At 59.8% G+C, this 14,481-nt stretch carries 12 protein-coding genes; 5 read left to right on the forward strand and 7 right to left on the reverse strand.

Annotated features, from left to right (window positions below; translation table 11 throughout):
• Positions 1 to 68: 68 nt before the first annotated feature.
• Positions 69 to 992, forward strand: coding sequence for a LysR family transcriptional regulator (locus tag K5R88_RS30235; protein WP_226298872.1), 924 nt, complete (start codon positions 69 to 71; stop codon positions 990 to 992).
• Positions 993 to 1,099: 107 nt separating this feature from the next.
• On the opposite strand, the gene K5R88_RS30240 is transcribed toward K5R88_RS30235, so the two are convergent.
• The 3 genes from K5R88_RS30240 to K5R88_RS30250 form a co-directional block, all read right to left on the reverse strand.
• A complete protein-coding gene (locus tag K5R88_RS30240) occupies positions 1,100 to 1,828 on the reverse strand; it encodes an aspartate/glutamate racemase family protein (RefSeq protein ID WP_008027338.1) in 729 nt (242 codons plus the stop codon).
• A gap of 57 nt (positions 1,829 to 1,885) precedes the next feature.
• Positions 1,886 to 3,412 carry an NCS1 family nucleobase:cation symporter-1 gene (locus tag K5R88_RS30245; RefSeq protein ID WP_008042296.1) on the reverse strand — a complete coding sequence of 509 codons (1,527 nt, stop codon included), beginning with the start codon at positions 3,410 to 3,412 and terminating at the stop codon, positions 1,886 to 1,888.
• Between the two features lie 574 nt (positions 3,413 to 3,986).
• Entirely contained in the window at positions 3,987 to 4,727 is a 741-nt protein-coding gene (locus tag K5R88_RS30250; RefSeq protein WP_008042297.1) for a phosphoadenylyl-sulfate reductase, read from the reverse strand.
• Positions 4,728 to 4,900: 173 nt separating this feature from the next.
• Between K5R88_RS30250 and thrH the strand changes: the two genes are divergently transcribed.
• Positions 4,901 to 5,518, forward strand: a complete 618-nt coding sequence (thrH, locus tag K5R88_RS30255) for a bifunctional phosphoserine phosphatase/homoserine phosphotransferase ThrH (RefSeq protein ID WP_008027341.1) — start codon at positions 4,901 to 4,903, stop codon at positions 5,516 to 5,518.
• A gap of 105 nt (positions 5,519 to 5,623) precedes the next feature.
• Here thrH and pabB read toward each other — a convergent pair whose 3' ends face one another.
• From pabB to rloA, 4 genes are all read right to left on the reverse strand, one after another.
• Positions 5,624 to 6,961 (reverse strand): aminodeoxychorismate synthase component I, encoded by a 1,338-nt coding sequence (pabB, locus tag K5R88_RS30260; protein ID WP_226298873.1) that lies wholly within the window; start codon positions 6,959 to 6,961, stop codon positions 5,624 to 5,626.
• Between the two features lie 217 nt (positions 6,962 to 7,178).
• Positions 7,179 to 8,165 carry an alpha-L-glutamate ligase-like protein gene (locus K5R88_RS30265; protein ID WP_008027343.1) on the reverse strand — a complete coding sequence of 329 codons (987 nt, stop codon included), beginning with the start codon at positions 8,163 to 8,165 and terminating at the stop codon, positions 7,179 to 7,181.
• Positions 8,165 to 9,700 carry an osmotic stress tolerance membrane protein RloB gene (gene rloB / locus K5R88_RS30270; RefSeq protein WP_008042311.1) on the reverse strand — a complete coding sequence of 512 codons (1,536 nt, stop codon included), beginning with the start codon at positions 9,698 to 9,700 and terminating at the stop codon, positions 8,165 to 8,167. The genes K5R88_RS30265 and rloB overlap by 1 nt, the downstream gene beginning before the upstream one ends.
• A 5-nt stretch (positions 9,701 to 9,705) precedes the next feature.
• Positions 9,706 to 10,242 (reverse strand): retropepsin-like aspartic peptidase RloA, encoded by a 537-nt coding sequence (gene rloA / locus K5R88_RS30275; protein ID WP_008042313.1) that lies wholly within the window; start codon positions 10,240 to 10,242, stop codon positions 9,706 to 9,708.
• A gap of 1,261 nt (positions 10,243 to 11,503) precedes the next feature.
• Between rloA and K5R88_RS30280 the strand changes: the two genes are divergently transcribed.
• The 3 genes from K5R88_RS30280 to prpC all read left to right on the forward strand — a co-directional run bounded on the left by K5R88_RS30280 (position 11,504) and on the right by prpC (position 14,374).
• Positions 11,504 to 12,223, forward strand: a complete 720-nt coding sequence (locus K5R88_RS30280; protein WP_177318157.1) for a GntR family transcriptional regulator — start codon at positions 11,504 to 11,506, stop codon at positions 12,221 to 12,223.
• Positions 12,220 to 13,110, forward strand: coding sequence for a methylisocitrate lyase (gene prpB / locus K5R88_RS30285; RefSeq protein WP_008027432.1), 891 nt, complete (start codon positions 12,220 to 12,222; stop codon positions 13,108 to 13,110). The genes K5R88_RS30280 and prpB overlap by 4 nt, the downstream gene beginning before the upstream one ends.
• Before the next feature lie 136 nt (positions 13,111 to 13,246).
• Entirely contained in the window at positions 13,247 to 14,374 is a 1,128-nt protein-coding gene (gene prpC, locus K5R88_RS30290; protein WP_008027431.1) for a bifunctional 2-methylcitrate synthase/citrate synthase, read from the forward strand.
• Positions 14,375 to 14,481: the final 107 nt, after the last annotated feature.

Below are 14,481 nucleotides of genomic sequence, written 5' to 3' on the forward strand. Positions count from 1 at the left end.
CAGGATTACAGGCTGTGTAGACGGTAATTGCGATAGTCTGTGTAAACCAAAAGTTTATAGTGGCGCTTATGGAAACCTTCATCAGTATCGAATGCTTCGTGCGCAGCGCCGAAGTCGGCAGCTTTGCCGAGGCCGCGCGACGCCTGAGCCTGACCCCGGCGGCGGTGGGCAAGAGTGTGGCAAAGCTTGAGGCGCGGCTCGGTGTGCGGCTGTTTCAGCGCAGCACCCGTAGCCTGACGCTGACCGAGGCCGGCCATCTGTTTCTCGGCGAAGTCAGTTCCAGCCTGCACACGATCCAGAATGCCGTGGCCAATCTCGCGAGCGCCGAAGGACGTCCGGCGGGAACTTTGAAAGTCAGCATGGGCACGGTGTTCGGACGGTTGTATGTGGTGCCGTTGCTGGGCGAGTTTCTGAGGCGGTTTCCGGCAATCAATCCGGACTGGCATTTTGATAACCGCCAGGTCGATCTGATTGCACAAGGGTTCGATGCCGCGATTGGCGGTGGATTCGAGCTGCCGCAGGGCGTGGTCGCGCGCAAGCTGACACCGGCGCATCGGGTGTTGGTGGCGTCAGCCGAATATCTGGCGGGGCGCGAGGTGGTCGTTGAACCGGATGATCTCAAGCATCACGACGGGATTCTGATTCGGTCGCCGCAGACGGGGCGAGTGCGGTCCTGGCAATTGACCAGCCGCACCCAGCAACACAGCCCTTTGACGCTAAAGGCGCGGATGACCATGAGCGATTCTGAAGCGGCATGTGCGACAGCGGTTCAGGGGTTGGGGATCGCGTTGGTGAGCATGCCGTTCGCTTCGGGTTATCTGGAAACCGGGACGTTGCAGCGGGTATTGCCGGACTGGTTTGTCGACGATGGCAACATTTCCATTTACTACGCTGAGCACAAATTGTTGCCGGGCAAGACCCGGGCGTTTGTGGATTTCATCATTGAGCAGTTTGCGGAGCAGGGGTTGGCATCGCGGTTTAGTGCGGTTTGAGCAAGGATTGAGACCGAGTCGGCCCTTTCGCGGGCAAGCCTCGCTCCTACAGGGATTGCACGTATTCTGTAGGAGCGAGGCTTGCCCGCGATGAACGATAACGCGGTCTACCGCCCAAACCGCCCAGGCCAGCCAATGATGTGTTTCGGTCGAGGCGTCGCATACGTCCTTACCTTCGACGTCGACAACCCTAATCGCACCAGCGACTCGGCAATCGTCACCGCCGCCGTCACGCCATCCACCACTGGCACCCCGGTGCGCTGACGAATCTGCTCGTCCAGCCCGGCCATCCCGCCGCAACCGAGGCAAATCACCTCGGCCTTGTCCTCCAGTACTGCCAATTCCGCCTGACGAACAATCGCCTCAAGCGCCCGTTGCGGATCGGATTCCAGTTCCAGCACCGCCAGGCCACTGGCCCGCACGGATGCGCAACGGTCCCACAGCCCTGAGAGTTTCAGCCGATCCTCGATCAACGGCACGGTACGGTCCAGCGTAGTGACCACCGAATAGGCATGACCGAGGAACATCGCCGTGCTGGCGGCAGCGTCGGTGATGTCCACCACCGGTACGTTGAGCAGTTCCTGCAACCCTTCGCGACCGTGCTCGCCGTAACCGGCCTGAATCACCGCATCGAAGGGTTGATCGTAGGACATCACTCGATCCATCACGGCGATGGCAGCCAGGTAGCTTTCGAAATTGCCTTCGATGGAGTCGGCGCCGAAGTGCGGTGTCAGGCCGATGATTTCGGTGCCAGGCGCGGCCACGGCTTGAGCCGAACGGGCGATGGCCTGGGTTATGGATTCGGTGGTGTTGACGTTGACCACGAGAATTCGCATGGAAAGTCCTTATAGCGGGGTGGTTCTGCGGCCCGACGGTGCCGGACCGTCATGGGGTTAATGGCTGACGTTATCGACCGCGATGGCTTCGCCGCTGACATCCGCGTAGTGCGGCTGCCGCTTGGCGATGATCAGGTACAGCATTCCGGCGATCCCGGCACCAATCAGCCAGGAGAACGGCGATACGAGATGGAAACCCGGCACCAGCGCCAGGACGATGGCAATCAGCGCCGCAGGAATGAACGCCGCGACCGCACGTAAATTGACGCCACGGCTGTAGTAATAAGCGCCGTCGGGGTCTTCGCTGTACAACTGCGGCACGTTGATCTGACCTTTTCGTACAAGCCAGTAGTCGACCATGATCACCCCGTACAACGGGCCGAGCAGGGCGCCGAGGCCGGACAGGAAATACACGATCACCAACGGGCTGTTGTAGAGGTTCCACGGCAGGATCAGCACGGCGATGGTCGCGCTGATCAGCCCGGCGCGGCGAAAGGTCAGGTATTTCGGTGCCAGGTTGCTCAGCACGAAGGCCGGGGCGACGAAGTTGGCCATGATGTTCACCGCCACGGTGACGATGAGGAAGGCCAGGCAACCGAGGACCAGGAAGAAGGTATTGGGGATCGACGCGATGATTTCCGTCGGGCTTTCGATGATCCGGCCATTGATCTGAAATTGCGCACCGCAGAGCAGGACGGTGATGCCGGCGAACACCAGAATATTCACCGGCAGGCCCCAGAAATTTCCGACCTTGATCGTCTTGCGGCACGGCGAAGAGCGGGCGAAGTCGCAGAAGTTGAGGATCAGTGTGCCGTAGATCGCCAGCCACAACGCGCCACCGGCAAAGATGTTGCGCCACATCTCGCCGCCAGTGAGCGGCTCACGGATCGACCACGCGATGGTCGCGTTGGCCTGGGTGTACATCCAGGCGGCCAGGGCGGCGACGGTCAGCAGAATCACCGGACCGGCGAACGCTTCATAGCGCCGCACCATCTCCATGCCGTAGGCAAGAATCGCCAGTTGTACCAGCCAGATCGCGACGAAACACACCCAGCCCAGGCTCGACAGACCGAGTATCGAGTTGTGGTCGTAGTCGGCGAATCCCGGATGCACCGCCGTCAGCAGCACGCGAAACACCACCGAGGCGAGGTACGTCTGAATACCGAACCAGGCGATGGCGATAACGGCGCGGATCAATGCAGGAATTTGCGCCCCATGGATACCGAAACTGATCCGGCTGATGACCGGAAACGGCACACCGGTTTTCTGGCCCATGTAGCCGGAGAGGTTCATGAAGCAATACACCAGCGCCGCGCCGATCCCGAGCGACAACAGAATCTGCCAGCCGCCCAGACCTAACGCATACAGTCCGATGGCGAAGGAGTAGTTGGCGATGTTGTGAACGTCGTTGGTCCATAGGGCAAAAATGCTGTAACGGCCCCAGCGCCGGCCTTCGGCCTTGGTCGGTGCCAGGTCTTTGTTGTGCAGGCGCGGGCTGAGCACCACGGGGTCTTGAAACGTTTGAACGGGGGAAGAGGAGGGCAGATCCAGCGCGATGTTGTTATTGGAGAGGCTAGTACGCATTCCGGCAGGCTCCGAGCTTGGCGTCGCGATGACTGTGCATGAGCGTGGGCTCGACAAATCTTCGTCGCGGACAACAAGCATCATTGGTTACGGGGCATCTGCAGCCTGTACGGGATAGGGCGCTTCAGGCTTGCGGATCTAAAGTGTGTGTATGTTTTGAGGTGATTGTATACAAAACATGTATGCACTTAAGCCAGATCCATGCCAGTCAACGATCTATAAAATTCACCGGTAATTTCGTTTTGTTATCTGTAATTGGTAAGTGACTGAAATAAAGACGATATAAATTGACCGATTGAACAGGTATTTATTTTTCGGCGGGATTCGTGGAGGTGTGAACGAGGGAGTGTCAGGCGGGATGAATGTAACTTTTCAGGGCGCATAAACGAAAAGTGCACACATAAATGGCACCTAAGGTGACATTCGTGTGTACACATCTATTCAGATCAGTCACGAAACCTGTAGGAGCCGGCTTGCTGGCGATTGCGATCTTTCAGTCAATGCAGCTGTGACTGACACACCGCTATCGCCAGCAAGCCGGCTCCTACAGGGATTTCGCCGTACCCGGGCGGGATCAGGCTTTTGACTTGCTGATGATATTCCCCGCATGCAACCCGCATTCTTTCTGCGTCGCCTCTTCCCACCACCAGCGACCTTCACGCTCGTGCTGGTTCGGCAGCACCGGGCGGGTGCACGGTTCGCAGCCGATGCTGATGAAGCCGCGTTCATGCAGGCTGTTATACGGCAGCTCGAGCATGCGGATGTAGCCCCAGATCTCTTCGCTGGTCATTTGCGCCAACGGATTGAATTTGTACAGGGTGCGTTCCGGGGTGGAGAAGGCGGTGTCGATTTCCAGCACCGCAACGGCGCTACGGGTGCCAGGGCTCTGGTCCCGACGCTGGCCGGTGGCCCAGGCGGTCACGCCCGAAAGCTTGCGGCGCAACGGCTCGATCTTGCGGATACCGCAGCACTCGCCATGGCCGTCCTTGTAGAAGCTGAACAGGCCTTTTTCCTTCACGAACGGTTCGAGTTTCGTGTAGTCCGGCGACACCAGTTCGATGTCGATCTTGTAGTGCTCGCGCACTTGATCGATGAAGCGGTAGGTCTCGGGGTGCAGGCGGCCGGTGTCGAGGCTGAACACTTTGACGTTCTTGTTCAGCTTCCAGGCCATGTCTACCAGCACCACGTCTTCGGCGCCGCTGAAAGATATCCACAGGTCATCGCCGAACTCGGCAAACGCGAGTTTCAGGATGTCCTGGGCGGATTTGTTGGCATAGGTCGTGGCGAGTTCCACGACATCGAACGATGGGCTCATCAGGGCGGCTTCCTACAGGTCGGTGGCGCTGGGCGCTCTATATGGCCTTGATGGTAACAAAATCCTGCAACCACTGGCGCGCCCTCTGCGTTGCGCAGGTCAGTGCGAGTCGCTAGAGTTCGGCAGTCCTTTTGCTCGCTCGACTCAATAATCAATACAAATGGGAGTGTCTTGTGGAAATTGCCTGTCTGGATCTTGAAGGTGTGCTGGTCCCGGAAATCTGGATCGCCTTCGCCGAAAAAACCGGAATCGAATCCCTCAGGGCCACCACTCGGGATATTCCCGACTACGACGTGCTGATGAAGCAGCGCCTGCGGATTCTCGATGAGCATGGCCTGAAACTCACCGACATCCAGGAAGTGATCGCCACGTTGAAGCCGCTGGACGGCGCCATCGAGTTCGTCAACTGGCTGCGTGAGCGCTTTCAGGTGGTGATTCTGTCGGACACGTTCTACGAGTTCTCCCAACCGCTGATGCGCCAATTGGGTTTCCCGACCTTGCTCTGCCATCGCCTGATTACCGACGATGCCGGGCGGGTGACGAGCTACCAGTTACGTCAGAAAGATCCGAAGCGTCAGTCGGTTCTGGCGTTCAAGAGTCTTTACTACCGGGTGATTGCGGCGGGGGATTCCTACAACGACACCACGATGCTGGGCGAGGCGGATGCGGGGATTCTGTTCCATGCGCCGGATAACGTGATTCGCGAGTTCCCGCAATTCCCGGCGGTGCATACGTTTGAGGACTTGAAGCAGGAGTTCATCAAGGCTTCGAATCGGGCGTTGAGCCTGTAAATCCACACCCTGTAGGAGCGAGCCTGCTCGCGATGGTCGTCAACGATAACGCGTGCTGTCTGGAACAATGCGTTGCCTGGGCGTTTTTCGCGAGCAGGCTCGCTCCTACAGGTTTTGCAGGGTATCGAGCAACACCTTCACCTTGGTGATCGACTCCTGATACTCGGCCTGCCACTGCGAATCCGCAACGATCCCGCCGCCGCCCCAGCAACACACCTGCCCATCCTTGACCAGCAAGCTGCGGATCGCGATTGAACTGTCCATCTCGCCGCGCACATCCAGATACAGCAACGAACCACAGTACAAACCGCGTCGGGTCGGCTCCAGTTCATCAATGATCTGCATCGCGCGAATCTTCGGCGCCCCGGTAATCGAACCGCCGGGGAAGCTGCCAGCGATCAGGTCCAGCGCATCCCGGTCATCCGCCAGTTCGCCGGTCACGCTGCTCACCAAGTGATGCACATTCGGATAGCTTTCGAGACTGAACAACTCCGGCACCCGCACCGAGCCAATGCGGCACGTACGGCCAAGGTCATTGCGCAGCAGGTCGACGATCATCAGGTTTTCTGCGCGATCCTTGGGGCTGGCCAGGAGTTCGGCGGCGTTCGCCGCATCTTCGGCTGCGTTCTGACCACGAGGGCGAGTGCCCTTGATCGGACGGGTCTCCACGTGGCGGTCGCTGACTTTGACGAAGCGCTCCGGCGACAGGCTCAGTACTGCGCCACCGTCGGGCAGGCGCTGGAAACCGGAGAATGGCGTCGGGCACGCCGCGCGCAACGCGCAGTACGCGGCCCACGGATCACCTTGGCACTCGGCGCGGAAGCGCTGGGCAAAGTTGACCTGGTAGCAGTCACCGGCCTGAATGTATTGCTGAATACGTTCTATCGCCTGGCGATAGTCATCAGCGCTCAGGTCGGCGCTCATCGGTGCCTTGAGCTTGAACGATTCGATCGTTTCAGCCACGGGATGACTGAACAGCGTGATCAGGCGCTGACGTTCGCTGTCGATCAGCGACGGGTGGAACACCAGCTGACTGGTCATCCGTTGGTGATCGCTGATCAGAGCCCAGTCGTAGAGCCCGAAACGCGCATCCGGCAATTGCAGATCGTCCTGTGCCTGGCTCGGCAGGTTTTCCAGGTGACGGCCGAAATCGTAGCTCAGGTAGCCGATCAGGCCACCGGCGAAGGGCAGGTCAGGTGCCAGCGCCGCCTCACCGAGTCGTGTCAGATTGTCGCGAAGGCGTTGCAGGAAATCGCCACCGCTTTCGTCAGGCATTACCGCCAGTTGTTCCAGTGGCCAGGCACTGAGCAGGTCATAACGCCCGCGATCAGCCGTTGGCCGGCCACTGTCGAGCAGCACGGCGCCGGGGGCATGACGGATCGCCGCGAAGTACTCGGCGGGGTTGGCGCGATAGGGGAGCGGATGTACGGAACAGGTCAGCATGGGCGGGGCAGATCAGCCATCGAGGCGGGGGTGGCGATTGTAGTCCCCTCGGGGAATTGCTCCTAGAGGGGATGTCGGGGATTGGCAGATTGGGGGTAGGGTTGAATGGTTTGGTGACTGTGAGTAAGTCTTCGCGGGCAAGCCACGCTCCTACAGGGTTAGTGCAAAACCTGTAGGAGCGAGGCTTGCCCGCGAAAGGGCGCGACTCGGTCCCGGATCAACCCTCAACCGCAGGAATATGCCCGAACATCTCCTGCACAAACGCCATGCGTTCCTCGACGGTCTCGGTAATCCCGCGTGCTTTCAACTCTTCCAGCCGCGCCTCGACCGCATGGGTGCGCAACGTCAGGCCGCAATCATTGGCGATCTGGATGTTCAACCCCGGCCGGGCATTCAGCTCAAGAATCAGCGGGCCTTTCTCCTGGTCCAGCACCATGTCGACCCCGATGTAACCCAGTCCGCACAGCTCGTAACAGCCGGCCGCGAGTTTCATGAAGCCGTCCCAGTAGGGCAGTTGCACACCGTCCACCGCGTTGGTGGTGTCCGGGTGCTTGGCGATGATGTTGTTCAGCCAGGTGCCGCGCAGGGTCAGGCCGGTGGCGAGGTCGACACCGACGCCGATGGCGCCCTGGTGAAGGTTGGCCTTGCCGCCGGACTGGCGTGTCGGCAAGCGCAACATCGCCATGACCGGATAGCCCATCAACACGATGATGCGAATGTCCGGCACGCCTTCGTAGCTGATGCTTTTGAAGATCTGGTCTGGGATCACGCGGTATTCGATCAGTGCACGGTCACGATGGCCGCCCAGCGAATACAGGCCGGTGAGGATGCTGGAGACATGGTGCTCGATTTCCTCATGGCTGATGATCTTGCCGGACACCGTGCGATAACGCCCCTCGAAGCGGTCGGCAATGACAATGATGCCGTCGCCACCGGCGCCCTGGGCCGGTTTGATCACGAAATCGCTGCGCCCGCCGATGATTTCGTCGAGGTTGTCGATTTCCTTCTCGGTGGAAATCACGCCATACAGTTCCGGCACATGAATGCCGGCGGCGATGGCGCGCTCCTTGGTGATGATCTTGTCATCGACAATCGGGTACAGGCTGCGCTTGTTGTACTTGAGCACGTAGTCCGCGTTGCGCCGATTGATCCCCATGATGCCCCGGGCTTCCAGGGCTTTCCAGGTCTTCCAGAAGCCGAACATCAGGCGTCAGCCTTCTTCAGGAAAGCCTTGAAACGCACCAGTTCGGTCAGGCGGTAGCCGCGATAACGACCCATCGCCAGCATGAAGCCCACCAGGATCAGCAGGATTGCCGGGAAGGTGAACACGAAGTAAACCAGCTCCGGCACGCTCATGATCAGGTGCGCCAGGGACGCAGCGAACAACGTGCCGATAGCCACTTTCATCGCATGCCCGGAGCCGCGTTCTTCCCAGGTGATCGACAGGCGTTCGATGGTCATGGTCAGAATCACCATCGGGAACAGCGCCACGGACAACCCGCGTTCCAGGCCCAGCTTGTGGCTGAACAGGCTGATCGCCGCGATTAGCACCACTACGAAGGTCAGCACCACCGACAACCTCGGCAGCATTTGCAGCTTCAGGTGTTCAAGGTAGGAGCGCAACGACAGCCCCAGCGCCGTGATGATGGTGAACAGCACGATGCCGAACCCGAGCTGGGTTTCGCGGAAGGCGAGGGCGATCAGCACCGGGGTAAAGGTGCCGAGGGTCTGCAAGCCGATCAGGTTGCGCAGGATCAGGATCACCAGCACGCCGATCGGGATCATCACCATGATCATGAAAGTCTGCTGGGTTTGCAGCGGCAGGCCGTACAGCGAGTATTCGAGGAAATTGGCGTCGGTATTTTCGTCGGTCAGCTTGGCCAGGCGAATGGCGTTCATTTCGCTGTTGTTCATGCTGAAGGTGACGGTGGCTTTCTTGCCGCCATCGACGGTGATCAGGTTTTCGTCACCGGTCCACCACAACAGGCGGTCGGTCGGCAGGCCTTGCTCGCCGGTTTCCGGGTTGAAATACAGCCAGTCGGTGCCGTTGAAGCTGCGCAGCCAGAGTTCCGGGGTTTGCGGCTGGTCGGCCACGAGGCGGATGGTGTGGACCTTTTCCACCGGCACGTGGGCGATGGACAGGACCAGTTCAACGATTTTGGCCTTGTGCCCGCTGGACGGATCGCCGCCCAGCAACAGCTTCACGTTGTCGTCGTTGACGTTGTTGACCCGCTTGATCGCTTCGCCGATGAAGGTTTCGACGTCAGCCGAGTGCTGGCGGATCGGCGCGAGCAAGGCTTCAGCGGCAACTTTTTCCGCGCCTTCGACGGCGATGCTGTCGCGGAAGGTCGGGCCTTTGACCTTGGATTTTTCACCGGTGTAGCGCTTGGTCAGCACCAGACGGTAATAAAGGGTCTGGTTGCCTTTGGCCCGGCGTGCCGACCAGGTCACCTTGCGGTTACCGTCGATACGGTTCACGGCCACGCCATAATTATTGGAGATGAAGCTTTCGTTGAGGCTGACGAAATCACGGCTCAGCGGTGGCACGAACATCTGGATCTTGACCGGGTCTTTGGCACTGGCGACGAACTCGACCTTGGCGTCGATGTTCCACAAGTCGTCGGTGGCGTCTTCGGTCACGGGAATGCCGAGCACGAAGATCTGATAGGCCGTAACTGAAATGCCCAGCACCACCAGGATGGCGATCAGCATTTTCAGATGGAGGGTAAGAGAGCGCATTGGAATTACTCTGCGGTATGAGCGTCGGTGGCGCAGGCGGGTTTGCCAGCAGCGTATTTAAGACTGGGGTCGACCAGCGCATCAAAGCGCTTGAGCGCTTCGGAGCCGATCAGGAGCGGGTATTGGAAAGCGCTGCGGTCGGTAAGGTTCACTTCGATACTGCGTAACGCCGAGCCCATGCAGATATCCAGCTCGATCACCGGACGGGCGGTGTACTTCTTGCCTTCTTCCGGATCGTAGTCGCCGGCACGGCGCTTGATCTTGCTGACGCGGGCCAGTGGTCGTTCGATCGGGTGCGAGTGCGCGGCGTCGATCGCCAGATAGAAGCGCACCCAGGACTCGCCATTGCGTTTGAAGCGTTTGATGTCGCGGGCACTCAGGGAGGCGGTTTTCGCCCCGGTGTCGAGTTTGGCCGCGACTTCCAGATTGATGCCGTCCAGCGAGGCGTACTCGTTGAGGCCGTACACGGTTTTTTCCCCCGCCGCGGCGACACCGGGCAGGCAAAGCAGATAAAGGAAGGTGGGGAAGGGCTTGAGTCTCATAAATCCTGGTGCGCAGCGGTCCGTGTTTCGATTCAAGGCCCTGGCATCGCTGCGCAAGCTCCCTCGTATGCCTATCAACTATTTGTGACAGTTCGTGCAGATGTCACAAACAAATGCGGGCGGCATTCTAGCACGGTGGTTTTATGGCGCCAGCGCTGGGCTCTTGGGTTTGGTGTTTGGGTGATGGGGGGGATATCCGTTATTTGGGTGATGGCGGGGATTGGTTTCGCCCTTACGGCGAGTCACTTGGAAGAGCGCCAAGTAACCAAGCGCTTTTGCCCCTTTCGTTCGGTGCCTCGCTGTGGCTCGGCATGCCCTCGCTCCGGTCCTGCTCCGTGGGCCCGCCGCCATCGGCCATCCCTGGCCGGGGGCGGCTAACCCGGCATCCATGCCGGGTTGCCCACTGCGCAGAACCTGCGCTCGGCCTCTCGAGGGGGCGACTACCGCCACAGCCGCCGAGGCGGCCTGAAAGCCGACCTGGCTCTTTGGGGGGGGGGCGCGTTGTCCTTCTCTGCTGCGCTCACCCATTCCGGACATGTACACCGCTCCCCTGTAGGAGCCGGCTTGCTGGCGATGGCGTCTGTTCAGGCGATAAATGCGTCGACTGATACACCGCTATCGCCAGCAAGCCGGCTCCTACATGGGATTGGGTTCACTCGGTCGAAATTGTAGGAGCCAGCTTGCTGGCGATGGACGTAAACGATGACGCGGGCTGTCTGGATAAACGCGGTGTCTGGGCGTTTTTCGCCGGCAAGCCGGCTCCTACAGGGATCTGCGTGCGCTTTTGATTTTCACCACTCATCAGGTCGAGCGTTAGCTCGCCTTCAGCTTTTGATCTGAGCGCCCCCTCGAGAGGCCGAGTGGAGGTTCTGCGCAGTGGGCAACCCGGCATGGATGCCGGGTTAGCCGCCCCCGGCCATGGATGGCCGATGGCGGCGGGCCCACGGAGCAGGACCGGAGCGAGGGTATGCCGAGCCATAGCGAGGCACCGAACGAAAGGGGCAAGAGCCCTTGGTTACTTGGGGCTCTTCCAAGTGACTCGCTGTAAAAGCGAAACCATAAGCAGCCGTGACCGCAGTAACGGATATGTACACCATCAAAAAAACCACAGCCTGACACAAAGCCTTCGCGAGCAAGCTTCGCTCCTACAAAAAGCAGATAGGTTATTAGACGATTGTCGACAATACCTATTTATCCTTTGACTATTACCCTGCTATTCGCTAGTTTTTGCCGCATCAGCTTTCAAGGTGTCGACAATATGCTGGATCAACTCGATCCCCCAGTCATAGCCCAAGACGATTCGGAAACACTTTCCGAGAACGTTTTCCGGCGCATTCAGGCGGCCATCGTCAAGGGCGAGATCGCCCCGGGCAGCAAAATCTCCGAACCGGAACTGGCTCGCACCTACGGCATCAGCCGCGGTCCGCTGCGCGAAGCGATCCACCGCCTGGAAGGCCAGCGCCTGCTGGTTCGCGTGCCGCACGTCGGCGCACGAGTGGTTTCCCTGAGCCACGCCGAGCTGCTGGAGCTCTACGAAATCCGCGAATCCCTCGAAGGCATGGCCTGTCGCCTGGCCGCCGAACGCATGACGGTCGAAGAAATCGACGAACTGCGCCGGGTCCTCGAAACCCACGAGCGCGACGCCGCGTTTCAGGCCGGTGTCGGCTACTACCAGCAGGAAGGCGATTTCGACTTCCACTACCGAATCATCCAGGGCAGCGGCAACCGCACCCTGACGCAGATGCTCTGCGGCGAGCTTTATCAACTGGTGCGCATGTACCGCATCCAGTTTTCCACCACGCCCAATCGCCCGCGCCAGGCCTTTGCCGAGCACCACCGGATTCTCGATGCCATCGCCGACCGTGACGGTGAACTGGCCGAGTTGTTGATGCGCCGTCACATCGGCGCCTCCAAACGCAATATCGCCCGTCACTACCAGGACGGCGCTAACCCGACAGCCACTGAACGAGGTGAGTCATGAGTTCCAACAAGAGCACTCCAGGCCAGCGTTTCCGCGATGCGGTCGCCAGCGAACATCCGCTGCAAGTGGTCGGCGCGATCAACGCCAACCACGCGTTGCTGGCCAAGCGCGCCGGTTTCAAGGCTATTTACCTGTCGGGCGGCGGCGTTGCTGCCGGCTCCCTCGGCGTGCCGGACCTGGGCATCACCGGCCTGGACGACGTGCTGACCGACGTACGCCGCATCACCGACGTCTGCGACCTGCCGCTGCTGGTGGACGTGGACACCGGTTTCGGTTCCTCGGCGTTCAACGTCGCCCGTACCGTGAAGTCGATGATCAAGTTCGGCGCGGCGGCGATTCACATCGAAGACCAGGTTGGCGCCAAGCGCTGCGGTCACCGTCCTAACAAAGAAATCGTTTCGCAGCAGGAAATGGTCGACCGCATCAAGGCGGCGGTTGATGCGCGCACCGATGACAGCTTCGTGATCATGGCTCGCACCGACGCCCTGGCCGTTGAAGGTCTGGAATCCGCACTGGATCGCGCTGCAGCGTGCATCGAGGCCGGCGCCGACATGATCTTCCCGGAAGCCATCACCGAACTGGAGATGTACAAGCTGTTCGCCAGCCGTGTGAAAGCGCCGATCCTGGCCAACATCACCGAATTCGGCGCGACGCCGCTGTACACCACCGAGCAGTTGGCCGGTGCCGATGTGTCGCTGGTGCTATACCCATTGTCCGCGTTCCGCGCCATGAACAAGGCCGCGGAAAACGTCTACACCGCGATCCGCCGCGACGGCACGCAACAGAACGTGATCGACACCATGCAGACGCGCATGGAGCTTTACGATCGCATCGACTACCACACGTTCGAGCAGAAGCTCGATGCGTTGTTCGCTGCTAAAAAGTAATGAAAGCCCTGTAGGAGCGAAGCTTGCTCGCGAAGACGGACTGACATTCAAAATCAATGTCGTCTGAGACACCGCTTTCGCGAGCAAGCTTCGCTCCCACAAGTTTCCCTAACAAATTCAAAAACTGGAGACAGCAATGGCCGAAGCAAAAGTACTCAGTGGCGCCGGGCTCCGTGGCCAGGTTGCCGGGCAAACCGCACTGTCCACCGTGGGCCAGTCGGGCGCAGGCCTGACCTATCGCGGCTACGACGTTCGCGAACTGGCGGCTGACGCCCAATTCGAAGAAGTGGCTTACCTGCTGCTGTACGGCGAACTGCCGACCCAGGCGCAACTCGCCGCTTACGTGAGCAAACTCGGCAAGCTGCGCGACCTGCCACAAGCGCTGAAAGAAGTGCTGGAACGCATCCCCGCCGACGCCCACCCGATGGACGTGATGCGCACCGGTTGCTCGTTCCTGGGCAACATCGAGCCGGAGAAAGACTTCTCCGAGCAACATGACAAAACCGACCGCCTGCTGGCCGCGTTCCCGGCGATCATGTGCTACTGGTATCGCTTCAGCCACGACGGCAAACGCATCAGTTGCGTGAGCGACGAGCCCTCCATCGGTGGCCACTTCCTGCACCTGCTGCACGACAAGAAACCGAGCGAGTTGCACGTCAAAGTGATGAACGTTTCGCTGATCCTCTACGCGGAACACGAGTTCAACGCCTCGACCTTCACCGCACGGGTGTGTGCATCGACTTTGTCTGACCTGTTCTCCTGCATCACCGCCGCCATCGGCTCCCTGCGCGGTCCGCTGCACGGCGGCGCCAACGAAGCGGCGATGGAAATGATCGAACGCTTCAAATCGCCGGAAGAGGCGATCAAAGGCACCCTCGGCATGCTTGAGCGCAAGGACAAGATCATGGGCTTCGGTCACGCGATCTATAAGGACAACGATCCGCGCAACGAGGTGATCAAGGGTTGGTCGAAGAAGCTCGCTGAAGAGGTGGGTGACACTGTCTTGTTCCCGGTTTCCGAAGCCATCGACAAGACCATGTGGGAGCAGAAGAAACTGTTCCCCAACGCCGACTTCTACCATGCGTCGACGTATCACTTCATGGGTATCCCGACCAAGTTGTTCACACCGATTTTCGTCTGCTCGCGCCTGACCGGCTGGGCGGCGCATGTGTTCGAACAACGTGCCAACAACCGCATCATCCGCCCGAGCGCCGAATACACCGGCGTCGAACAGCGCAAGTTCGTGCCAATCGAACAACGCTGAATGGTGGGGGCGGGCACCGAGCCGTGAACCTTGTAGGAGCGAAGCTTGCTCGCGAAGGCGGTCTGACATTCCAAATCAATGTCGACTGGTACACCGCTTTCGCGAGC

Origin of the sequence: Pseudomonas sp. MM213, assembly GCF_020423045.1 — a bacterium.
Lineage (GTDB): Bacteria > Pseudomonadota > Gammaproteobacteria > Pseudomonadales > Pseudomonadaceae > Aquipseudomonas > Aquipseudomonas migulae.

Bases quoted from the DNA above. Each gene is read 5' to 3' on its own strand.
- K5R88_RS30240 (WP_008027338.1), bottom strand. From the start codon at position 1,828: ATGCGAATTCTCGTGGTCAACGTCAACACCACCGAATCCATAACCCAG.
- pabB (WP_226298873.1), bottom strand. From the start codon at position 6,961: ATGCTGACCTGTTCCGTACATCCGCTCCCCTATCGCGCCAACCCCGCC.
- K5R88_RS30245 (WP_008042296.1), bottom strand. From the start codon at position 3,412: ATGCGTACTAGCCTCTCCAATAACAACATCGCGCTGGATCTGCCCTCC.
- K5R88_RS30235 (WP_226298872.1), top strand. From the start codon at position 69: ATGGAAACCTTCATCAGTATCGAATGCTTCGTGCGCAGCGCCGAAGTC.
- K5R88_RS30265 (WP_008027343.1), bottom strand. From the start codon at position 8,165: ATGTTCGGCTTCTGGAAGACCTGGAAAGCCCTGGAAGCCCGGGGCATC.
- prpB (WP_008027432.1), top strand. From the start codon at position 12,220: ATGAGTTCCAACAAGAGCACTCCAGGCCAGCGTTTCCGCGATGCGGTC.
- prpC (WP_008027431.1), top strand. From the start codon at position 13,247: ATGGCCGAAGCAAAAGTACTCAGTGGCGCCGGGCTCCGTGGCCAGGTT.
- K5R88_RS30250 (WP_008042297.1), bottom strand. From the start codon at position 4,727: ATGAGCCCATCGTTCGATGTCGTGGAACTCGCCACGACCTATGCCAAC.
- rloB (WP_008042311.1), bottom strand. From the start codon at position 9,700: ATGCGCTCTCTTACCCTCCATCTGAAAATGCTGATCGCCATCCTGGTG.
- rloA (WP_008042313.1), bottom strand. From the start codon at position 10,242: ATGAGACTCAAGCCCTTCCCCACCTTCCTTTATCTGCTTTGCCTGCCC.